Source organism: Mesobacillus subterraneus, from assembly GCF_000934845.1.
GTDB classification, from domain to species: domain Bacteria; phylum Bacillota; class Bacilli; order Bacillales; family Cytobacillaceae; genus Mesobacillus; species Mesobacillus stamsii.
This window is the reverse complement of the sequence record NZ_JXIQ01000112.1, coordinates 1-21,370: the sequence shown is the minus strand read 5'-3', so window position 1 is coordinate 21,370 and position 21,370 is coordinate 1. Positions and strand designations below refer to the sequence as shown.

The 21,370-nt window shown below is 41.8% G+C and carries 24 protein-coding genes; 4 read left to right on the top strand and 20 right to left on the bottom strand.

Annotated features, from left to right (window positions below; translation table 11 throughout):
- Positions 1 to 151 precede the first annotated feature (151 nt).
- From UB32_RS14570 to UB32_RS14540, 7 genes are all read right to left on the bottom strand, one after another.
- Positions 152 to 2,356, bottom strand: a complete 2,205-nt coding sequence (locus tag UB32_RS14570) for a penicillin-binding protein (protein ID WP_044394857.1) — start codon at positions 2,354 to 2,356, stop codon at positions 152 to 154.
- Positions 2,356 to 2,712 carry a cell division protein FtsL gene (ftsL, locus tag UB32_RS14565; protein ID WP_044394854.1) on the bottom strand — a complete coding sequence of 119 codons (357 nt, stop codon included), beginning with the start codon at positions 2,710 to 2,712 and terminating at the stop codon, positions 2,356 to 2,358. Before ftsL ends, UB32_RS14570 begins: the two co-directional genes overlap by 1 nt.
- Before the next feature lie 32 nt (positions 2,713 to 2,744).
- The gene (rsmH, locus tag UB32_RS14560; protein ID WP_044394852.1) at positions 2,745 to 3,683 is read right to left on the bottom strand and encodes a 16S rRNA (cytosine(1402)-N(4))-methyltransferase RsmH; all 939 of its coding nucleotides are present in this window, start codon (positions 3,681 to 3,683) and stop codon (positions 2,745 to 2,747) included.
- Between the two features lie 57 nt (positions 3,684 to 3,740).
- The gene (mraZ, locus tag UB32_RS14555) at positions 3,741 to 4,172 is read right to left on the bottom strand and encodes a division/cell wall cluster transcriptional repressor MraZ (protein ID WP_044394850.1); all 432 of its coding nucleotides are present in this window, start codon (positions 4,170 to 4,172) and stop codon (positions 3,741 to 3,743) included.
- A 143-nt stretch (positions 4,173 to 4,315) separates the two neighbouring features.
- Positions 4,316 to 5,950, bottom strand: coding sequence for a bacillithiol biosynthesis cysteine-adding enzyme BshC (gene bshC / locus UB32_RS14550; RefSeq protein ID WP_044394848.1), 1,635 nt, complete (start codon positions 5,948 to 5,950; stop codon positions 4,316 to 4,318).
- Between the two features lie 176 nt (positions 5,951 to 6,126).
- Positions 6,127 to 6,519, bottom strand: a complete 393-nt coding sequence (locus UB32_RS14545) for a DUF3397 domain-containing protein (RefSeq protein ID WP_347230920.1) — start codon at positions 6,517 to 6,519, stop codon at positions 6,127 to 6,129.
- Positions 6,516 to 7,412 (bottom strand): 2-dehydropantoate 2-reductase, encoded by an 897-nt coding sequence (locus UB32_RS14540; protein ID WP_044394844.1) that lies wholly within the window; start codon positions 7,410 to 7,412, stop codon positions 6,516 to 6,518. The genes UB32_RS14545 and UB32_RS14540 overlap by 4 nt, the downstream gene beginning before the upstream one ends.
- Positions 7,413 to 7,735: 323 nt before the next feature.
- On the opposite strand from UB32_RS14540, the gene UB32_RS14535 reads away from it, so the two are divergent.
- Entirely contained in the window at positions 7,736 to 8,203 is a 468-nt protein-coding gene (locus UB32_RS14535) for an N-acetyltransferase (protein ID WP_044394842.1), read from the top strand.
- A gap of 48 nt (positions 8,204 to 8,251) precedes the next feature.
- Here UB32_RS14535 and UB32_RS14530 read toward each other — a convergent pair whose 3' ends face one another.
- The 4 genes from UB32_RS14530 to UB32_RS14515 form a co-directional block, all read right to left on the bottom strand.
- Complete coding sequence (locus tag UB32_RS14530) at positions 8,252 to 8,878, bottom strand: RsfA family transcriptional regulator (RefSeq protein WP_044394840.1); 627 nt, start codon at positions 8,876 to 8,878, stop codon at positions 8,252 to 8,254.
- A 75-nt stretch (positions 8,879 to 8,953) separates the two neighbouring features.
- Positions 8,954 to 9,712, bottom strand: a complete 759-nt coding sequence (locus UB32_RS14525) for an enoyl-CoA hydratase/isomerase family protein (RefSeq protein ID WP_044394838.1) — start codon at positions 9,710 to 9,712, stop codon at positions 8,954 to 8,956.
- A 102-nt stretch (positions 9,713 to 9,814) separates the two neighbouring features.
- The gene (gene rpmF / locus UB32_RS14520) at positions 9,815 to 9,988 is read right to left on the bottom strand and encodes a 50S ribosomal protein L32 (protein ID WP_023615018.1); all 174 of its coding nucleotides are present in this window, start codon (positions 9,986 to 9,988) and stop codon (positions 9,815 to 9,817) included.
- Between the two features lie 80 nt (positions 9,989 to 10,068).
- Positions 10,069 to 10,593, bottom strand: coding sequence for a YceD family protein (locus UB32_RS14515; protein WP_044394835.1), 525 nt, complete (start codon positions 10,591 to 10,593; stop codon positions 10,069 to 10,071).
- Positions 10,594 to 10,739: 146 nt separating this feature from the next.
- Here UB32_RS14515 and UB32_RS14510 point away from each other — a divergent pair, with 146 nt between their 5' ends.
- Positions 10,740 to 11,954, top strand: coding sequence for a nucleotidyltransferase (locus tag UB32_RS14510; RefSeq protein WP_044394833.1), 1,215 nt, complete (start codon positions 10,740 to 10,742; stop codon positions 11,952 to 11,954).
- A gap of 14 nt (positions 11,955 to 11,968) precedes the next feature.
- Here UB32_RS14510 and UB32_RS14505 read toward each other — a convergent pair whose 3' ends face one another.
- Positions 11,969 to 12,994 (bottom strand): SepM family pheromone-processing serine protease, encoded by a 1,026-nt coding sequence (locus UB32_RS14505; protein ID WP_044394831.1) that lies wholly within the window; start codon positions 12,992 to 12,994, stop codon positions 11,969 to 11,971.
- Positions 12,991 to 13,806, bottom strand: a complete 816-nt coding sequence (locus tag UB32_RS14500) for a patatin-like phospholipase family protein (protein WP_198528206.1) — start codon at positions 13,804 to 13,806, stop codon at positions 12,991 to 12,993. Before UB32_RS14500 ends, UB32_RS14505 begins: the two co-directional genes overlap by 4 nt.
- 268 nt (positions 13,807 to 14,074) lie before the next feature.
- Between UB32_RS14500 and ylbJ the strand changes: the two genes are divergently transcribed.
- Positions 14,075 to 15,298 carry a sporulation integral membrane protein YlbJ gene (gene ylbJ / locus UB32_RS14495; protein ID WP_044394827.1) on the top strand — a complete coding sequence of 408 codons (1,224 nt, stop codon included), beginning with the start codon at positions 14,075 to 14,077 and terminating at the stop codon, positions 15,296 to 15,298.
- A 97-nt stretch (positions 15,299 to 15,395) separates the two neighbouring features.
- Here the strand turns inward: ylbJ and coaD are convergent, their stop codons facing one another.
- The 6 genes from coaD to UB32_RS14465 all read right to left on the bottom strand — a co-directional run bounded on the left by coaD (position 15,396) and on the right by UB32_RS14465 (position 18,477).
- On the bottom strand, positions 15,396 to 15,908 hold the full coding sequence (coaD, locus tag UB32_RS14490) for a pantetheine-phosphate adenylyltransferase (protein ID WP_044394825.1): 513 nt from the start codon (positions 15,906 to 15,908) through the stop codon (positions 15,396 to 15,398).
- Positions 15,908 to 16,480, bottom strand: a complete 573-nt coding sequence (gene rsmD, locus UB32_RS14485) for a 16S rRNA (guanine(966)-N(2))-methyltransferase RsmD (protein WP_044394823.1) — start codon at positions 16,478 to 16,480, stop codon at positions 15,908 to 15,910. Before rsmD ends, coaD begins: the two co-directional genes overlap by 1 nt.
- A gap of 382 nt (positions 16,481 to 16,862) precedes the next feature.
- Entirely contained in the window at positions 16,863 to 17,138 is a 276-nt protein-coding gene (locus UB32_RS14480) for a YlbG family protein (protein WP_044394821.1), read from the bottom strand.
- A 121-nt stretch (positions 17,139 to 17,259) separates the two neighbouring features.
- Positions 17,260 to 17,670 carry a YlbF family regulator gene (locus tag UB32_RS14475; RefSeq protein WP_044394860.1) on the bottom strand — a complete coding sequence of 137 codons (411 nt, stop codon included), beginning with the start codon at positions 17,668 to 17,670 and terminating at the stop codon, positions 17,260 to 17,262.
- Between the two features lie 148 nt (positions 17,671 to 17,818).
- Entirely contained in the window at positions 17,819 to 18,058 is a 240-nt protein-coding gene (locus tag UB32_RS14470) for a YlbE-like family protein (protein ID WP_044394818.1), read from the bottom strand.
- Between the two features lie 17 nt (positions 18,059 to 18,075).
- Positions 18,076 to 18,477, bottom strand: a complete 402-nt coding sequence (locus UB32_RS14465; RefSeq protein ID WP_044394815.1) for a YlbD family protein — start codon at positions 18,475 to 18,477, stop codon at positions 18,076 to 18,078.
- 180 nt (positions 18,478 to 18,657) lie between these two features.
- On the opposite strand from UB32_RS14465, the gene UB32_RS14460 reads away from it, so the two are divergent.
- Positions 18,658 to 19,149, top strand: a complete 492-nt coding sequence (locus UB32_RS14460; protein WP_044394813.1) for a PaaI family thioesterase — start codon at positions 18,658 to 18,660, stop codon at positions 19,147 to 19,149.
- 921 nt (positions 19,150 to 20,070) lie between these two features.
- Here UB32_RS14460 and UB32_RS14455 read toward each other — a convergent pair.
- The gene (locus UB32_RS14455) at positions 20,071 to 21,120 is read right to left on the bottom strand and encodes a CAP domain-containing protein (RefSeq protein WP_241768519.1); all 1,050 of its coding nucleotides are present in this window, start codon (positions 21,118 to 21,120) and stop codon (positions 20,071 to 20,073) included.
- Positions 21,121 to 21,370: the final 250 nt, after the last annotated feature.

Here is a 21,370-nt window from a genome sequence, read left to right as displayed (position 1 = left end):
CTTTGGCTAAAGCCAACCAAAATTCATCTCCCACCTACTCATTGGGCTTTAGCCCTTCCCATTCCTTGAGGATGGGAGACTTCTTTCGGAAATCCGTTAAAATGTTAGTCGTTAGCCTTTCTTTTTTATCATGAAAAAACAGAGGACTGGCTTAGCCGCCAACTTCCTCTGTTTTTTCTGGTTTTTTTAAAGATTTTTCGAATTGCTGCAGCGGCGTTTCGAGCTGAACAATAAGGTTTTCGCCTTCCTTGATCGGCAAACCAGGTTTTAGGCTCTGACTTGTTACATATCCGCTCCCGGCTTTATTCAACTTAACCCCGGTTAGCTGGGCAAGCTTCATGACATCCCTTAGCGACCAGTCTGTCATGTCAGGATAGGTCATAGCACCCGAAGTTTTCACGATGATTTTTTCGCCTTCAAGAGCTACAATATCGCCACCTGGCAATTGATTCTGCACCTTATTCCCATCTCCAATGACTACAGTCTGAAATCCTTTCGACTCTAGCAACGTCTTCGCTTCTCCTGGTTCCATTCCTGTTACATCCGGAATTGGACTGGAATCAGCTTTCTCCCTAGTGGCAGGTTTGATATTTAAATATTGAAGGCTACTTTGCATAACAGACTTAAAGATCATGGATGTAGGAATGGAACCTTTATAGTATTGGTCAATATTTGGCTGCTGGACAGCGACATAGACAATCAGCTTAGGATCGTCCTTTGGAGCCATGCCAAGAAACGAAAACAAGTAATTACTTTCGCCGCTTAAATATTTTCCGTTTTCCGTAATATTGGCTGTTCCCGTTTTTCCAGCAACTTCATATCCATCGATGGCATAAGATTTCCCAGTTCCATGTTCCCCTGTTATCACCGTGCCTAATACGTCTCTTACTTCCTTTGCTGTCGCAGCTGAGATCGGCTGGCCCACAGTCTCAGGCTTTTGCTGATTAATGACTTTTCCAGTATTTGGATCAACGATCTTATCAATTACCCGCGGTTTCATCATTTTCCCTTCGTTTGCTACCGCGGTGGCAGCCTGAATTAACTGGATCGGGGTAAACGTCGATCCCTGGCCATAAGCAACCGTCACTTTTTCAACTGGATATTGATACTGGATTTTTCCTACAGCTTCGTTTGGGAGGTCAATGCCAGTTGGCTCGTCAAAGCCAAAATCAGTCAAGTATTCACGAAACTTATCAGTACCAATTTTCTCATTGACAAGCTTAGCAGCTGCAACATTGGAAGACCGCTGTATCCCTTCTAGATAAGAAATCATCCCCCACCCCTGGCGGTTGTTGTGATCTCCGATGGGCACCGAGTTTTCCGTTACGTTATAGGACCCAGACTTATACTTCTCATTTGGATTCCATTTGTTTTCCTCAATTGCCGCTGCAAGCGTGAATATTTTCATCGTCGAGCCTGGCTCAATCGGTGTTTCTACAATCTCATTATGCCAGCTCTGATCCAAACCTTCTCTAGTGGACGGGTGGAAGCTTGGCCGTTGTGCCATCGCAAGGATATCACCTGTTTTCGGGTCAGCAACCACCACGAGAATTTTTTTCGGCTGATATTCTTTATCCACCCGCTCGACAGCATCTTCAGCAAATGTTTGGATTTTCTTATCAATCGTTAAATAAATATCATCGCCATCTTTTGCCGGAGTAATTTTTTCTTCCGCATCAGGAAGCAGCAATCCCCATAAGTCACTTTTGAAGTTAATCGAACCGTTCTCACCAGTCAATTCCTCGTTCATCGCTTCCTCAATGCCAAGTTTTCCAACGGAAATTGACTTCTGATCATCTATTTCTTTCTTTTCGACAAAGCCTACCAAGTGAGATGAAAATATACCGTTCGGGTAAAACCGTTTTGAATCTTGTAAAAAAGTTATTCCTGGAAGCTTTTCTGCTTCCATCTCCTGTTTCGTTTTATAAGAAATATCCCGGCCGGCATTTCCAAATTCAACCTGCCATGCCCCTTCTTTTGTTAACCGCTTGTAGATATCAGATTCGCTCATATCAAGATACTTCGCCAGTACAGCGGCTGTTTTCTCCGGATCCTTTACGTGTTGTGGCTTATTTTTATTTGTTGTAACCGATTCATCAAGGATGGCGACCAGCGTATAGGAAGTGGTGTCTTCTGCAACTACTTCGCCTTTGCGGTCAAAAATCGTCCCCCTGACAGCCTCAATCACTTTTTCATTGGAATATTTTTGCTGTGCTCTTGCTGCCAGTGCTTGTCCATGAACTTCACCTGTGACCTGGATGGAGACAAACCTGAATAACAAGATAAAAAAGAGCAGGCTAAATATTACGAATAATACCGCTGCTCCTGCATTCATATTTGGCTGTTTCTTGCCCATCAGTTTTCCACACCTTTAACATTGTTTTCATTCAATGTTAGACCGAGCTTTTCTGTCACCTGTTTGATTCTTTCATAGGTACTTAATTCGCTAATCTGGTTTTCAAGATCACTATTAATCTTTTGCTGTTTCTGAATATTGCCTTCAACGAGTTGGATTTCTTTGTTGACTTCGTAAATAGCTGCCTGTTTTGAAACCATGAATGTTGCGCCGAAGCAAACAGTTACCCCGAACACAAACATCAGAAATTTTTCGCCGGGCGTAAGTATCGAATGACGTTTTTCCGGCGCTTTTGCCGGTACCTGAACCGTTTGCTGCTGTTGTTCTTGCTGCAATTTTCTAGCCAGATTGCTCATTTTTTCCCCTCCTGAAATTTTTTAGGCATAATTTACATTTTTACTTTTTCAGCGATCCGCAGTTTCGCAGATCTTGCCCGGTTGTTGAATTCCAGCTCTTCCTCGGACGGAAGAATTGGTTTTCTGGTAATCAGCTTCAATTTAGGTTGAAACTCATCCGGAATGATCGGCAGTCCATGTGGAAGCGATGGTGTTTCACTAGCTTTTTTTAAGGTAACCTTACAAATCCTGTCTTCAAGTGAATGAAAGGTGATAACACTGATTCTTCCTCCTACGGAAAGAAGTTCGATTGCCTGTTCCAGTGATTTTTCAAAGACACGAAGTTCATCGTTAACAGCGATTCTCACAGCTTGGAAAACTCTTTTCGCCGGGTGACCGCCTTTTCTTCTGGCAGGTGCTGGTATCGCATCCTTGATCAACTCAACAAGCTCACTAGTAGTTTTAATAGGAGCATTTTCGCGCGCAGCTTCAATCTTTCTTGCAATTTGTTTTGAAAATTTTTCTTCCCCGTACTGAAAAAAGATTTTGACCAATTTCTCATAGGGCCACTCATTTATTACATGATAAGCAGATAATGGCGCATCCTGGTCCATCCGCATATCAAGCGGGGCATCATGATGATAACTAAAGCCACGCTCTGGCGTGTCAAGCTGGGGAGAAGAGACTCCGAGATCGTAAAGGATCCCATCCACTTCCATTATCCCTTGGTTTTCAAGCTCGTCCTTTAGGTGAAGAAAGTTGCTTTTAATGATTGTCAGTCTGTCCCCATACGGAGCAAGCTTCTCTTTCGCATTTGCAATGGCGACATCGTCCTGGTCAAACGCGTATAGCTTACCATTTTCTGATAGCTTGGACAAAATCAATTCACTGTGGCCTGCGCCACCGAGAGTGCAATCCACGTATGTACCGTCAGGCTTGATATCGAGCCCGTCTACTGTTTCTTCCAATAACACTGTTGTATGTTTGAACATTAAAATCCACCTTTCCAATCGAGGAGCAGGTAATATTATATCAGAATAATGTTACCCTTAAATATCAAATCCAATCATATTTTCCGCAATTTCAGCAAAAGATTCCTCAGATTCTGCGAAATATTCTTCCCAGATGGCTTTGCTCCAAATTTCAATTCGACTGGAAACACCTAAAATCACACATTCTTTCTCAAGCTTGGCGTAATGCATCAACGGGGAAGGAATATTGACTCTCCCCTGTTTGTCAATTTCACTCTCGGTAGCACCCGAAAAGAAAAATCGGGTAAATGCACGTGCATCTTTTTTCGTCAGCGGAAGCCCTTTTAACTTTTCCTCAATCACTGACCATTCAGAAACGGGATAGCCAAATAAACACTGGTCAAGCCCACGGGTAAGAATGAACATTTCACCCAGGTGTTCACGGACCTTGGCAGGGATGATCAATCGGCCTTTGCTATCAACATTGTGATGGTATTCACCCATGAACATGCCACTACCCCCACTTTCTAAATATAATGTACCACATTCCCCCACTTTTCACCACCGTATTTTAAATATTCTCTATGCAAACACGAAATCCTTTTCTTTCTATAAAAAAATAAGCTCCATCCGGAAAGGATGGAGCGCTAATTTTACAATTTTATGATTTTATGGGTACCATCGAACTGATAATCCAGCTTTGCTAATTCAGGTACAAGATCCAATCCATATTTGTTTAGATAGTAGAATGGATTCCAGACTCTTTCCTGAGGCGCCCCGCCAGGTCTCAGCGCGTTCTCTACTCTTGAAAACTTTTTTAGAATATGATCGTGCTTGCGGAAAATTGCCTCTTTGATTTTATCTTCCATTAAGGTGATTTGATTCAGCAAAATCGATTCATTCTTTTGCAGCATCGGCATTAATACCGGATCGATTTCGTTTGATTTTTCACGGATAAGTTGATATTGACCTGCCAGCATGCTCTTCACCTGAGCAAATAACTCCTCTATTTCCCGATCCTTCAGTGCATCGATGAACTCGAGTTCATGTCCGCTTGTGCCTGAAATCAACACTTCTTTCAAGTCCAGATTCAATTCATCAAGATCCGATTCGATCGCCCTTTCCAATAAGGTGATATTCAATCTTGGGACAAGCGGAGGCATTTTGAGACCAAAATGCTCGAAAACAAGCTTTAGCTCTGCCCAGTAGGCGATTTCTCCAGGACCTCCAATGAAAGCAATTGTTGGGAAAAGCAATTCTTGCATTATCGGACGGGTAACGACATTATTGCTGAGTTTTTCCGGAAACTCACTCGCAATCTCCATCAATTCATCATATGTAAAGCTGACTTCGCCGTTTTTTCCTGCAAATTTTCTACTTTCAGGGTCGAATTGAAGCAAAATCCGCTGATTTTCCCGTTCATCATAAAAGAAGAGGTTAGCAGTATTTTCATTGATTTCTATCATTTTAGCAAAGCCAGCTGCCTTCGTATTTTCCTGTTGATCAAGGACCGCAGAAGTAATTTCACGATGATTTTTAATTTGTTTGATAAAGTACTCTTTTTCAAGCTTCCGCAAGTCTTTATTTCCGGAGTCAACAATCAACAGACCTGAGTCCTTGAAAAGCTCCATTATGATGGTAGCAAAAAAGTCCACGAACGATTCGGCTTTCTTCAATGATTCCATCGCAAAGGCTAATATTTCTTTCGTGTATTTTGTTTCGCCGTAAGTTTCGATGATTTCCTCCACCCAGGAATAACACAAATCACGGTTGATACACACTTCGGAAATCATCTGTTTCTCAAGACTTTTTTCCGGGTAGATCCACTTCTCCTGCCTGTTGTCCTTCATGATGTATACATGATTGACTTCATGGTAGTCATGATCTTCTCCGGCAATCCAAAATACCGGGACGACTGGGACGCCAAGTTCCTGCTCTTTTTGTTCAGCAAGCTTAATAATGGAAATCACTTTATGAATCGTATAGAGCGGGCCTGTCAGGATACCAGCCTGCTGGCCGCCAATGACGGCAACGCTGTTTTCTTTCCTGAGCTTCTCGATATTCTCAGCAATTCGATCAGAATCTGGGTAACGTGACATCAGATTTTGAATATGATCAGCAATTTCCTGTCTCATAAAGCTTCTATTTTTCAATTCATCCAGCCGATGAACGTATGAATTCGCAACCGTATAAGGATAATGAAAGAACCGCTGAAGTTCAGGGTTCCCAGCAAGGTAATCTGTCGCAAACCGGTTCGCGGCCGGAAGTGAGAGATTCAACATCTCCATTAATCTGTACTTCCTTTCTCGTTAACAATTTTCACTGTAATGAGTATAGCATTGTTTGAAATGAAATGAAAAAACTTTGCCTTCCGAAATTTCTAACATTCCTCCGCAACTAACTTAAGCTATTTTCCGAAGAAACAACAAATGTTGGACCACTAAACATTCGGTCCAACATCAAGTCAAGCAAACAAGAATATCAGTCGCTTATATAATCCAACTAACACAAGAATGATATAGGCTGAACTAAAAAGCAGAAAATTCAATCGCCAAAACCCTTTAAAAACTTTTGACAGAACAATCTCCTGTTTATATTGCCAATGAAGCCAGACAAAAACGGCCGCCAAACCAAACAAAATAATCAATAAAAGCCAAAAATACGATTTTCCCCAAATCGTAACAATCAAAAAATGAACAGACAGTACAAGCAATAACGTGCTGAAATCAATAGCTAGATTGACAGACAGACGATGGTTTCCAGTGATTTGCTTAGTGATGATGAAAACAGCGAGATAGCCAACGATTGGCACTGTAATCAATATGGCGACAATTACAGAGAAGAACTCAGACATCATCCTCCCTCCCTTTCTTGTTCCTTCCCCTTGATGCAATGATAATAGTTATGTATTAATGGAGCTTTCATCTTTTTATTTTTTGATAATTCGAGCAAGTAGCCGAGGATAGCGTCAATCTCAGTCGGTCTGCCATTTTCCATATCCTTATACATTGAAGAATGGTTGTATTCCGTTTTTTTACATACTGTTATCAGATTTTGAAGGTAAACTTCCTCCTGGTCGAGGCCAAGGACAAGGGCACATTCTAAAAAAAGTTGCTTGAAGATTTCAAAGTAAAAAGGATTATCGACCAGTTCACCATTCCTGACTTGCAGAACGGAAGTCAACGGATTGATGACTGCGTTAACCACCAATTTTTTGATAAGCATCTCATTATAATCTGGTTCCAATAGAACTGGAAAGTCGGCAGGAGCATTCTTTGCTAGTTCTCTGAGAAGATGGGATTCTCCTCGGAAAACTGCTGTTCTGGTGACTCCGCTGCCATTGTGCTGAACAGTGTAGGCGTTTACCCTAACAGCTCCATGTTCGACCGATCCCACAAAAATATTCTGCGCCTGGATCTCCGAGATCATCTCAATATGACTGTAGCCGTTTTGCAGGAATAGAATACTATCTTCCACATTTGCCTTCAGTTCCTCCATTAGTCCAGAAAGCTGGTATTGTTTCACAGCCACTATCGTTACCTGTTCTTTTCCTCGCCAATCTTGGATGCCAGCAGCGGCAATTTTCAGCGGTTGCAGAGCTATGCCGTCTTTTATAAGATGCAGTCCGTTTTTCGTGATCTCGTCTGCCTGCTCCTTTGTCCGCGTGTAAATGCAAACTTCGTTTTGAAATCCAAGGTAGTAGGAAAATAGTAAACCTAATGAACCGCCGCCAATTATCGCTATCTTCATAGAAATCCCCTCATTGAACGTGCTTGCACTCCTCTATATTGTGTACCACTTAAAAATCAATCACATAGGAAGCAACCGTTACATCTTTAGTCCTATTTTAGCAGAAACAAAGACGTCAATGGAAGAAAGGAATACCGATTTTTCATTTAATAAAACGGAGATAATTTGAAGCAATCGATCCCGCAAAAAATAGAATCACTTTCTAATATTTAAATGCAGAATTTTTCATGTTTTTATAATATAATAATAACAAATGTAAAAATCCAGCTGCCAAATTCAGATTAGAAATTATGGATGATCGGCGGCTAGGCAGGGGAGTGTTCATGGTGAAAGTAGAGAAACTTAAAATTAATTATAAGACATTAGAAGAATTTAAGAAATTCAAGGAGTATGGGCACCAGGAGCTGTCCATGCTGGAGGATCTGGAAGCGAATATCGTAGAAAATGATAGCGATTCGCCGTTCTACGGTATTTATTTCGGCGACAAACTTGTCGCGCGCATGAGCTTATATCAGGTAAAGAAACAGTTTGACCGCTACTTTGAGCCTTCTCAGGATTATTTGGAGCTCTGGAAGCTGGAGGTATTGCCGGATTACCAGGGAAATGGTTATGGCACAGCACTCGTTGAATTTGCAAAAAGCCTTGGCCTGCCAATTAAGACAAATCCTCGGATAAAATCTCAAGAATTCTGGGAAAAGATGGGCTTTACCCCTGTTCATTACGATGTGGAAAGAGACCGCGGTGAAAATCCGCTTGTCTGGTATCCTGCCGGTGTAACAGAACAAGTCTAGCCATTCTAAATTAATAGCGCCTGCCAGTTCTGGCAGGCGACTTATTATTTATTTTTCAACCTTTTCCAGGTTTCCCTTTCCCTCCACTTGAAAATTCATTTTCTGCTGTTTTTCTTCGTCCTTTGAACCGACTCTTTTTTTGGCTCGCTCCATAATATCAATCAGAGCACGATAGTCCTCTTCCATCGATTTCAGCTTTGTCTCTAATTTTTCATTTTCTGCAGACAAGTAATAGATTTGCTTTTCTAGGCTATGAATTTTTTCTTGCTGATCATCTTGACTGTTAAGGGTTCCCGCTTTTTGGTAGAGCTCATCAAGATACTGTTTTACTGCTTCCATACTTAAATTTACATCCTTTTTCTGTTTTTCTTGAACCATGTCAGGTGCATCGTTTGCCTTAGCCTGTGTTTGAGCAGCTCCCGTTATTCCCTGTTCTTTTCCTTGCTTGTTTGCTTCCTTTCGCTGCTTTTTAGCTAGTTCAATTCCCGATTTATATTGCTTCCTCACATAAGAATTCCAGCGAAAACCACAGGCGGCGGCCGTTCTTGACAGCTGTTTTCCAACTTCCTCAAAAGCTTTCAATTGCGTGCCGCCTTCGCGGATATTGCGCAATACTACTTCAGCAAGCAATAAGTCTTCGTCCTGTGACCAGGCATCCTGACGGGTTAGTGGCATCAGAAAATCCCTCCTATTGTTTTTATTCATTCTTATGCCTCTAATAGGAAAGATAGAATGATATATCAGCCAATATTATTTTTTTTTGCTGATGAATTCATCCACTTTTTTGTTATGGGCTTCATCTTCCCATAACACAGCGCATCTTTTCGCTTCTGCTGCCATCCTCTCTCTCATTGCTAATAGCTCCCATTTTTTATTCATTAATGATTTATAAGCTGCTAGTACAGTTGTCTCTTTTTTTAAGCTTTCTTTCATGAACATGCGACAAGCATCAATAGGGTCTTCCATATAAATATCATGCAAAAATCCAAGTTCAAAGAGTTCTTCTGCAGTATGAATTTTTGCATCCATAAGCATTTTCATTGCAGCATGAGGAAGCTTTTCCAAAAGGATAGAGCCTCCTCCCCAGCCAGTGGTGATCGCCAGGTTTCCCTGGACAAAACCCGCTTTTATTCCCGCCTTACCGATCCTGAAATCGCAGGCTGCAGCTATTTCACAACCTCCTCCAACAGCTGTACCATTGAGAATTGCAATGGTTGGTTTAGGCAGTGTCAGCAGCTTATATAAAATCTCCGCCATCCGCGATAGCATTCCATACGCCTGTTCCTCCGTCTTCAATTGGTGAAAGGCAACCAGGTCCCCTCCCGAACAAAAAGCAGCGTCGCCTGCTCCTATAATGGCAAATACTTTAACTTCAGGGTCAGAAGCCATTTCTATCGCTTTTTCCAGACCTGCCATTATTTCAAAATTAATCGCATTTCTCTTGGCAGGTCTGTTGATCGTAAAACACAGTATTCCGATACTTTCTTGTGAAATTATGTAAGAGTCCATCTTTCCCCTCCTCGTATCATACTAGCCCCTCTATTGTAACATTTCCGATAATGCAAAAAAGCACAGGATGCATCTGCATCCTGTGCTTTTTTCGAAAGAAGATTAGTCATTGACAACTTCTTTTCCTTTGTATGTTCCGCAAGCTTTGCACACACGGTGAGCAAGTTTCATTTCACCGCAGTTAGGGCATGCTACCATACCCGGAACTTGTAATTTAAAATGAGTACGGCGTTTTCTTTTCGCAGTTTTAGATGTTCTTCTAAATGGTACAGCCATTCTTCCCACCTCCTTAAAAGGAATAAGAAAGTTTATGAAGGCCAGTCCTTTTCTGGACCTCCACGCTCTTTTTTCATTCGTTAGTCAGAGGAATCCTTGGAATCCTCAAAGAATTTTGCAAGTCCGGCAAGCCGGGGATCAAGTTTTTCGGATTTCTCCTGTTCCTCGATTACTTCCCAACCCTTACCTGACTGGGGTGCGCCTTCTTGACCAGTGTTATCATCGCAGAATACTTGGATGGGCACTTCCACCAGTAATATCTCCCTAATGATTGGTTCAAGATCAATGACATCGCCTGTTGCTTGATGAACTTCCTCGTCAGCCTCATAATCGTAGCTGTTTAGCATGAAAGTTTCAGTAGTTTCCACATCTATTGGATATTTTACATCAACCAGTGTCCGTGAACAAGGCAGGATCAGATGACCATCAATCCGAATATGGAATGTCACTCTAGTAGCACTGATATCCGCCCTACCGGTTAGATGGATGGGAGATACCTTTCGGATGGTAGGTTCTGTTTCCATAATGGAGTCCATTCGAACAAACTCGTCAATTAGAAAGTCCTTATTTCGATGTTTTTGTATCTGACTTATTGTCCATTTCATAAAATCACCCCAAGGCAACAAAAGTAATTATAGCCCTTTGCGTAATCATTTGTCAATATTTTTTCTTTACACTATAATTTACATAAATACAATAAATTAAACTTCCAAACAATGCAAGATACATCATAACACGAAGGGGTACAAGAATGAAAGCTGTTGGCGTTGTCGTTGAATATAATCCTTTCCATAATGGCCATCTGTTCCATGTCCACCAGGCAAAAAAACAATTCGATGCTGATATAGCTATTGCCGCAATGAGCGGAAATTTCCTTCAGCGAGGAGAACCTGCGCTAGTCTCCAAATGGGCCAGGACAAAGATGGCACTGGCTGCCGGTGTAGATATTGTGTTTGAGCTACCATACCGGTATGCGACTCAGCATGCTGAAGTTTTCGCTGAAGGAGCTGTTTCTATCCTGTCTGCAGCCGGGGCTGACATACTCTGTTTCGGAAGTGAATCAGGTGACCTGGAGACTTTCAAACGGACGATTGCCTTCCTTGCAGAAAACGATGATCGATTCCAGGAAAAAATCAGGCTATATTCAGCGGAAGGAAATAGCTACCCTAAATCAATCGCGCTTGCATTTCAATCCCTTTTTCCTTCAGAAAACTTCGTTGATCTTTCTCAGCCAAATAACATTTTGGGAATGCATTACATGCAGGCGATCCTAAGACAGGAGAGTCCCATGGAGGCACAGACGATTACGAGAAAAAGCTCCGGCTATCATGATGAGTACTTCGCTTCTGCCACCATCGCCAGCGCGACCAGCATCCGCAAGGCATTGTTCGGTGCTGCCGGTGAAATGGAAGCCATCAGGCAATACGTTCCCGAATCAACCTACAGCTATTTGATCCAGTACAAGAGGGAGTACGGTGGCTTCCATTCATGGGAAAATTACTGGCCGTTATTAAAATACAAGCTAATGCAATGCGGTCCTGATGAGATTAAAGAGTTCTATGAAGTCGAAGAGGGACTGGAAAATCGATTGATTGCCGCTGCGTCAACCGCTAACACCTTCCAACAGTTCATGGAAGCCATTAAAACGAAACGATATACATGGACCAGGCTGCAAAGAGTTTGCCTACATATTTTAACCAATACGCGTAAGAAGCAAATGGAAACCTCCAAAAGGACGGCAGATTATTTGAGATTATTAGGAGCAACTGAAAAAGGACGTGCCTACTTGAACTATAGGAAAAAGGATTTCAGCCTGCCAGTTATCTCCAGGTTATCCGCATTTTCAGGTCCTGATCTCGAGCTCGATATCAAAGCTGCCAAAATTTATGCACTTGCCCAAAATGGCAATAGCCAGGAAAAGCTGCTTGCTGAAGAGTTCGCACAGCCGCCTATTATGCGAAGCTAGAAAAATCACGCTGTTCAGCGTGATTTTTCTTTTAGATTCTCCAGATAGGATACAGCTTCATCGAAAGTATCGACTGGAATGATTTTCATATTCGTTTTGATATCTTTTGCCGCAATCAGTGCTTCTTCGTAGTTTGAGCCTTTCATTCCTTTTTCAAATGGTGCAAAAAAGAATTCCGCACCTGCCTTATCCGCTGCTACTACTTTTTGCTGGATTCCGCCGATTCTTCCAACCGTACCATCGGGGCTCATCGTTCCGGTGCCAGCTATCTCATATCCTTTTGTTAAATCCTCCGCGACCAATTGATTGTAGATTTCCAATGAAAACATTAACCCAGCTGATGGTCCGCCGATTTCATCAGATTGAACTGTTACAGCTGGTTCAACATTTATTTCTTTATCATCGACAAGCTGAATACCTACTACTGGACGATTGCTTCCATCATCAAGAGCCTTTAACGGGATTTTTACCTGATTTGTTTTCCCGTTGCGCTTGTATGCAAGATTTACAGTATCGCCTGGCTTTTTTGTACTAATGTATTTAATGAATTCATCTGATGAAGAAAATGCAGTATCATCCACTTTGTAGACGAGGTCTCCTGGCTTCAATTTCCCATCCGCTGGCATTCCTTCCATCGTTCTAAGCACATAAACGCCTTTATACGTATAGTCAACAGGCTTTCCAGCTTTTTTATAGGCAACCTCGATTGCTGCTGTCTTAGAATTATCCATCATGTGAAGTTGGCGAATATTGTATTCTTCATCTGATTCATCCGCTGCCCTGATCTCTTCAACAGGATAAATTTCCTGGTATTTACTTACCTTAGCGATGACGTAAGCATAAATATTAGCCCTGCCCATCCGGACGGTTGTCAGCATGAAATTGCCTTCCTCGTCATTACCGCCTTCCACCTCAACGATCGGTTCCAGCTCTTTTGCCATTCCGGGCTTCGTTACATAGTATGGTAAATAATAAAATGAACTCACAATAATGAAAATAGCTGTCAATATAGAAATGCCTATCGATGTCTTTCTGCTCATTCTGTTTGGGGCCCCCTCCATTGTCCAATGGTTTGTTTAATTTTATCGATATGCTTTCTTGCTTCTTCTTCACCAATTGTAATGATTTCTTCGATATTCGTAAATGCTTTTGAGTTAAACATCTCAACGGGCGGTCGGATCATCACATCTGAGGCAACCTCGCGATTGGCAACTAGCTCCATCTGCATAATATCGATACTTTGCATGATTACGTCAAATATGGAAGTCACTTCCTCGTTGATTTTCACATTCGAAACATCAACGGCGATGACGATATCTGCTCCCATTTCCTTGGCAACTGAAACGGGGATCCGGTCCACGACTCCGCCATCAACAAATAAGCGGCCACCAAGTTTCTCCGGCACAAAAATACCCGGTATTGCAATACTAGCCCTTACCGCTTCCGCAACTGGGCCCTGTTTGAATACTACCTTCTCACCCGACATAAGATCTGTTGCTACAATTCCAATGGGGATATCCAGTTCCTCAATCATTTTGCCGTGTGTAAAAATTCTGATGAGCTCTTTGACTCTTTTCCCTGCAATAAATCCCATCTTCGGAACTGTAAAATCAAGATAATATTTCCGTTTGAATACCTTTGATAATTTATAAAGCCGTTCCACGTCCAGCCCTGCACCGTAGAATGCAGCAACAAGAGCCCCCATGCTGCTTCCAGCTATTAAATCAATGGGGATACCCTCGTCCCGAAGGACCTTTATGACACCTAAATGGGCAAATCCTCGTGCACCACCAGAACCAAGGGCTAAACCGATTTGTGGTCTTGTCAAAGCTCTTCCCTCCCTTATACTCATGTTTTTTTGATACATCGCAAACTTGGTCTAAATTGAAGTTTAGCGAGTATATTGATTTATATGAGGACAAGGCTGAAAACTGATCATTTTTTTAGGATAACTGGTGGTGAGAACCGGCCTTTTTAAAAAAAGGAATTTTTACTAAATATAACAGCCTTCCATGTACATAGATCCAGCTGGCTTGAAAAATGATCGGCCGCTAAGATCACTTTATTTTACCATTGATTAAAAAAGTTTCACAGCAAGACCGTAGGAAGGAGATTTGTACGTGCTAAAATCGAGATTAAAAACCCTTTTCCTTGCAGCCTCCGTCACCTTTCTGGCTGTTTCACTCATCATCTTTCCCCAGGAATCCTTTGATGCTTCCATTAGGGGATTGAATATGTGGTGGGAAATTGTCTTCCCCTCCCTCCTTCCTTTTTTCATCGTATCCGAAATGCTGATTGGACTTGGAGTCGTCCGTTTTATTGGGATACTTCTCGAGCCTTTGATGAGACCGCTTTTTAAAGTACCGGGGGTAGGCGGATTTGTCTGGGCGATGGGGATCGCTTCGGGATTTCCAGCAGGAGCGAAGCTGACGGCAAGGATGCGTCAGGAAGGACAGCTATCAAAAATTGAAGCAGAACGACTAGTTTCTTTCACAAATTCATCTAATCCGCTGTTTATTTTCGGAGCAGTTTCAGTCGGCTTCTTTTACAATGTCCATCTTGGGGTCATCCTTGCGCTGGCACATTATCTGGGCAACATCAGCGTCGGATTGATGATGAGATTTTATGGGAGGAGCGAAGAACGTACTACAACAGATAAAAAGCCAAAAATATCGCTAAGGGATGCCTTTGCTGCATTGCATAGAGCTAGGGTCCAGGACAACCGGCCAATCGGAAAGCTTCTCGGAGATGCCGTAACGTCTTCCATCCAAACACTGTTGATGATCGGGGGATTCATCATCTTGTTCTCCGTTATTAACAAACTATTATTTCACCTGCATATTACTGTATTCCTTGCTAAATTTCTGGAAGACATCCTCGTAATGCTCGGAATGACAGGTATGCTCAGCCTGCCATTCATATCCGGATTATTCGAGATAACACTTGGCAGTCAGATGACCAGCCAGGTTCAGGACGCAACCTTAATGCATCAGGCTATCATCACAAGCTTCATCCTTGCATTCAGCGGTTTTAGTGTTCAGGCACAGGTAGCTAGCATTCTCGCACAGACAGATATCCGCTTTCAGCCATTCTTTTTCGCGCGAATCGCTCAAGGATTCTTTGCTGCGTTTTATGCTTTTCTCCTTTGGAAGCCTGTTTATGAACGCTTTTTTCAGGATGAACAACCGTCAAACGTATTGCCGGTAATGGAATACTTCACTTCAGAAGGAAGCCGCCTTGCCGACACATACAGCCGCATTGTTACAGCAGGACCATTGATCACGATTGGCAGTTTGCTTGTTTATATTTGGATTCTCGGGATCCGACTCCTGGATAAAAAATAACGGACATCTCTGTCCGTTATTTTTTATCCAGCACCAAATTCTATTTGAAACGGGTGATTTACCGTATATTTATACGCTAAAATCATCTTAAAGACCCCTAACACCTTAAGTCATTTCCGTTTTTCTTATCATCATCGAATTTTTTCAGTAAGGCTTCTTCGACTTCATCAGGAACCAATTCGGAGATTTTTCCACCGTACTTGGCAACTTCTTTCACAATGCTGGAACTTAAAAATGAGTATTGGTTATTCGTCATGATGAAAAACGTTTCAATTTTGTCATCCAAAACTCTGTTCATTGAAGTGATTTGCATTTCATACTCGAAATCCGAAACGGCACGCAACCCCCTGATGATCGCCTGGGCATGGACACCATCGGCATAATCAACCAGCAGTCCCTGGAAGGAATCTACTTTTACATTTGGAATCCGTTTGGTGACCTGGTTTATCAAGTCCATTCTTTCTTCTACTGAAAATAGCGGTTGCTTTGAAGAATTATTCAACACGACGATATAAAGTTCATCGAACACCTTCGCAGCCCTTGTGATGATATCCAAGTGCCCGTATGTAATAGGGTCGAAACTGCCTGGACAAACAGCAACTCTTGCCACTATACTTCCCCCTCATCTTCTGCTTGCATTTTATATAGTGTTATTCCGATAATACCATAAGATTCATTTCTAGTTTGCACTAATTTCCCTATTTTTTCAGGCAGGCTGATAGAGGAGGAATGTTCACAAATAACCATTCCTTCCTGTTGAATAAGCCCCTCTTTGTCGATCATTTCCATTAGCAGCACCAGCTGTTGTTTTTGGTAAGGAGGGTCCAGGAAAACGAAATCAAACACCAGTTTTCTTTTTTGAATCGCCTTCAAGGCTCTGATTGCATCGTTTCGATAAACCTCTGCTTTCTGTTCCAGACCACAAGATTTTAAGTTTTCATTTATAACATGAATCGCCTTTCCATCACGGTCAACAAAAATGACCTGATCCAGTCCTCTGCTAAGTGCCTCGATTCCCAAGCCTCCACTGCCGGCAAATAAATCAAGCCCAACGCCCCCTGTAAAATAAGGACCTATCATATTGAACAAAGCTTCCTTTACTTTATCAGTAGTCGGCCTAGTAGCAGTCCCGGGCACAGCTTTCAACATTCTGCCCTTAAAATCACCTGATACAACTCTCATTTTTTTGCTCCTTAATTATGTAAGCTTTTTCACATTGAACTCCAAAAAATACTCCCTTATCCTATCACACATCGAAAAAATTAACCAAACAATGTATATCCCTTCCTATTATGGAAAGAATAACGAGTAACAACATCAATTTGAGGATGTTGTTGCCAACCGCGGAGAAGACTTACGTTTCCCCATAAGTTCTTCCTCCGGTTTCTCCTCTCCCTTTGCCTTCAGCGCCATTGCGGTGCATGGAAGGAAGCCTTGAGCCTAAGTGGCTCAAGGTTTTGTTTTTAGCGGAAAGTTTCGGGGTTTTTAAGAGGCGGTGGATTTTTGGTTTTTCTTGCTTATTCTTCAAAAAAAGGCAAGGATTCCCCTGCCTTTTTTGATATGGTTATATTCCCATCTTATAGTCATATTCTTTTGCCTTGTCTGGGGAAGTATTTTCAAACTCCATTTTTAAAAATGGTTTGTAAGAAGGTTCCACCTTTTTTACGAAAGAATAGGATTGAATCTTTTCCATAAGTCCTTCTGTCTCGTCGAGATTGCAATAAATAACAGCATATTTTAACTTTTTAGAGACAAAATGGACATTGCCAAATCGTCTGAGCATCTTGGCCTGTTTCAACGAATACAGCCATACAATGATTCCCTGCCTCTGTCCTATCATATTCTTTTCCCCTTCGGTAACCGTTTCCTTTGTACTAGTCTAGCATACAAAAACCTGTTTTTTCAATCATGTTCGTCTTTTTCTGTAAAGAAAAAAGCATGGGATTCCCATGCTTTTTCTGTTAGGCGGAACATCCGCAGCTTCCTCCGCTGCCGCATCCCCCACTGCAGGAGCTTTCAAAAAACGGGTTTCCAGTTGGTACTTTCACACTGTCGGAAACAGATCTGCCGATTATGACGCTTACTTCATCAAGAAGGCTTTGTAAATCATTTTCCGCTTTCTTGAATTCAGCAATTACCAAATCAATATCGAGCTCTCTTTTAACAAGACGGATCTTGCCCATGATATCCTTGTAATCAGGATGGTATTTCCCGAAACGCTGGACCTCTTCATAGCGATCCTTCATATCGACAAATTCACGGACCTTCCTTTGTGTTTCGGCATTGGTTTTAACCTTATATAAGCATTCCCGATAATATTCGGCAATATCTGATTGTAAAATCATGCTGACTAACTGTTCAGCTTCTTCCATTAATAAGACTCTTTCTGATGTAACAGCAAGCAATGCTATCTCACCTCCGAACCCATTTTACCATGAAACTGCCAGAAAAGCTAAGCTTTCTGGTCCGCAGGCCGGTACACGTAAAAGAAACCACTGCCTATTCGAGCAGAAAGCTTTATCATGACTGTGAATTCATCGTCGAGAACATCTGCATCATCATCGATGCCATTTGTACATTATTGGAGAACTTCTGAACTCGATGGGGGATGGTTTTTTTAAAATGATGCAGGGCCGCAATTTGCGCTGCATGCAAACTCTTAGGATCCCGGCTCAGCTTCCTGTACCAATGGGGCTGTGCCCGGACAAACTCAATCAATTCCTTATTTGATCGCAACTGATCCATCACATCTCTTCGCATCTTTTTCGGCCTCCATTCTAATCCTTCCTAAATGAAAAGGGATTGGAGGGACCTGAATTGTTTGACCCTTGAGACCCGCCTGCTTTCCCCTGGAACTGGGAAAGCACGCCCTGGATCGCTCCGAGTGCCTGACTGATATTGTTCATCTGCCCTTGCACCTGAGCGGGGTCCATATTTTTCACTGCCCCCATAATGGTACCGAGCCAATCCGTTTTCTGTTCCTTGTCTTCGTTTTTCTTGTCCTTTATGTTATCTGAAATAGTATTCCATCTTGGGTCGTCTTCCCCAAGCAAGTACCATTCCTCGAACATTTCCTGCCAGGTCGTTTCCCCCTTCCGTACTTGCTGTGCCAGGTCCGGGTGTTCTTTGACAAATTCCTTGAACTTTTCAACAGAGGGATGAAGTTTCTTTTTCGCCATGCTTTTCACCTCACAGTGTCACAAATGCCTATAATATCATATGACACTTGCAATGAATGGTGAAGATCGGATAGTTCCCAATCGCAATCAATTTTGGTAAAGTAGAAACAACAATTAGGCTTTGATAAAATAAGGATTAGAATCACAGAAGCAGAGCCATTTAGAAAGAGGTTAATCATAGTGAAAAAAGATTTACATCAACTTTTGGACGAATGCATCTCGCATTCGGGTGAACAGGAATTAGCAGCACTTCAAACTGTGCTCACCGGAATCAAGAATAAATTGGGCGGCAAGAATAGCACGTATATCGATGGCCTGATGCATATGGATCGGAGACTCGATGATCAAACATGCGAAATTGATATTCCAATTACAAGCGTACTTGACAATACACTAGGGATAGTTCATGGGGGATTTACCGCCACTTTACTGGATACAACAATGGGAACATTGGCGAACAAATTGGTTCCAGACGGCTACGCAGCAGTGACATCGCAGCTTAACATCCATTTTCTTGCCCCGGGGATCGGCGATAAACTCCATTGCAAAGCCTCGCTGATTCATAAAGGAAGAAGCACCCTAGTCCTTGAAGCAGATGTATTCCGGTCGGACGGGAAAAAAATTGCCTACTCTTCCGGAAGCTTTTTCGTTATCGAAAAACAGCATAAATGATTCCATCTGGAAGAGGAAACCGCAAAGAGAATCAAAATAACGAGGATTTCTTGACAGGTTTGCCTCTTCTCCCTCCAAACCTATCAAAATAACGTCCTTTTCTTGATAACTATGCCTTCTCAAACTTCTAAGTGGCAAAATCAGTATCTAAAATCTTTCGAAATTTGCTAATTTGAAGGTGCATCTTTCAACTCTTATACAACTCCAATTGTTCTTTAAATGTAGTAGGTGGTTTGATGTTAATAAATAAAGCACAAATAAAACCCGAATTTTTTTGTAATCCTTTTATTCTCTGGAACCCTCAATTATTATAGTAGTAATATATATATTTACTGGAAGGAATAAAAAAATTTACAAGGGGGGACTATATGGATATTTTCATGGTTATTATTTTTATTTTAATAGGATCCTTGTACAATATGCAATCATAGAGTTAGCAGTAAAGCGTGGGATAGACGCATCTGCGACAAAAGAAATATTAGAAAAAATTCTAAAAAATCAAGAAAAGAATAATAAATGAATTTAATTATTTAGAATATTGATAGATGTAGTAGAGGAATGTACATATAGAAAATTGGAAATCACAACTCCTCAAGTTTTATATGGTTCGTGGTTTTTTACTGTAACAACTACCATAAGGGCACCTTTCAAGCGGATAGATACCCTTATGCGAGCATTTCTACCTCTATAAGGGCACCTTTCAAGCAGAAAGATACCCTTATGCAGGCATTTCATCAGATAACACATTATTATTAATCCTCATCTTTAAAATATGATTGGCTGCCCTCCAATGTCTCGAGGAGTTAGGTGCCGCAGCTAGCAAGCGACTCGAGGGGCTATGACCAGACAATTCTCGAAGTGAATTTTATACTTTCTATTCTAGAACCCAGTTTGGCGGGAGAATACCTATATGAGATGCCATTACGGTTGATTCCATTTTTTTAAAAAATTCTGGGTATAATGGTTTTGATATACTCCTACCCCTAGATGGGAAAATTCTTCATTTAATAGCGCCTCACGGTGAGGTTCACTATTCAGCCAGCCTTCTACCACCGCTGGCGCATCCATATAGTTGGCCGCAATGTTTTCCCCGGCCACTTCATATAATATATCAGCCGCGCTTAGTCTTTCTGACAGATTGCCGTACTTTTCCGATTCATGAGAAAAATAATCTTCGATTGCCATATCTTTGCTGTGGGCATAAGCCACCTCTGCTGTTTTTTCGTCCCACTCAAGTAATGGGAGTTTATGCCTCGCCCTGATCACATTGGTTATGTCAAAAATTTGTTTCTGCTGGCCAGCTTCCACCCTAACCCAGTCGCTTTCGGTTAACGCAGGGGGATCGACCAGCGTTCCTCTGTAAATCATCTCATACGGCCGCTGTTTAATGATTGTCTCCTTATCCATATACCGAATGCTTGATACGGAACTCGTGAATTTATCGATATAAAGCTGTACGAAGTAGTCACCCATCTTAACGAGTGGCCTTGTGTTCATATCCTGTTCCGATAGTTCGAATTTGAAAGTGCTCCCATTATATTCGAACGTCACTTCTGGTTCAATCACATTCATTGAAAAAATATCTTCGATCGGCTGGCCAATTTCAAATGGCATTACGTCCACCTTCTGGCCTGTCCCATAGGCTGTGACCACCTTATCATTTAAGATACCGGCTTGAATATAGTGATCGGAGGCTTGGTTGAAGATCCACCAATGAAAACCATATGCAGATAGGTCCACTCTATCTGGATTGCCAAGAACCTCTTTTAGTCCATCAATGTCTTTTCCCAATAAAGAGGCTAAACCTTGCTGCGGCTGTTCAACGCCATTGCTGATTTTTTGTTCTTTGATCTCGTGTTCAAGAGTTTCATCCACTTTAGAAGCTGGTTTCTGTTCGACTACTAAATCATTATTTTTTTCTTCGTTATAACCGATGTATAAACCTATTAAAAGAAAGATTGCAACAAACACCAATATCCTTCCTAACGTTCGCAGATGAATCCCCCCTTATTCGTGTCAACAAGTATTGCTATTCTCTCTATCAATATATGAGCGATTTTAACTTTTATTATATCATTTATTTTGATCTTTATAATAGGACTGCGCATTGGTCGTTAGACACTTTGCCTCATCTGAACAAAAAATTTTTTCATAAGAAAAACCGGGCAAACTGCGCCCGGTCCTTTTTTGGGTTTGGCTGATAATCGATTTCCACTCCAGA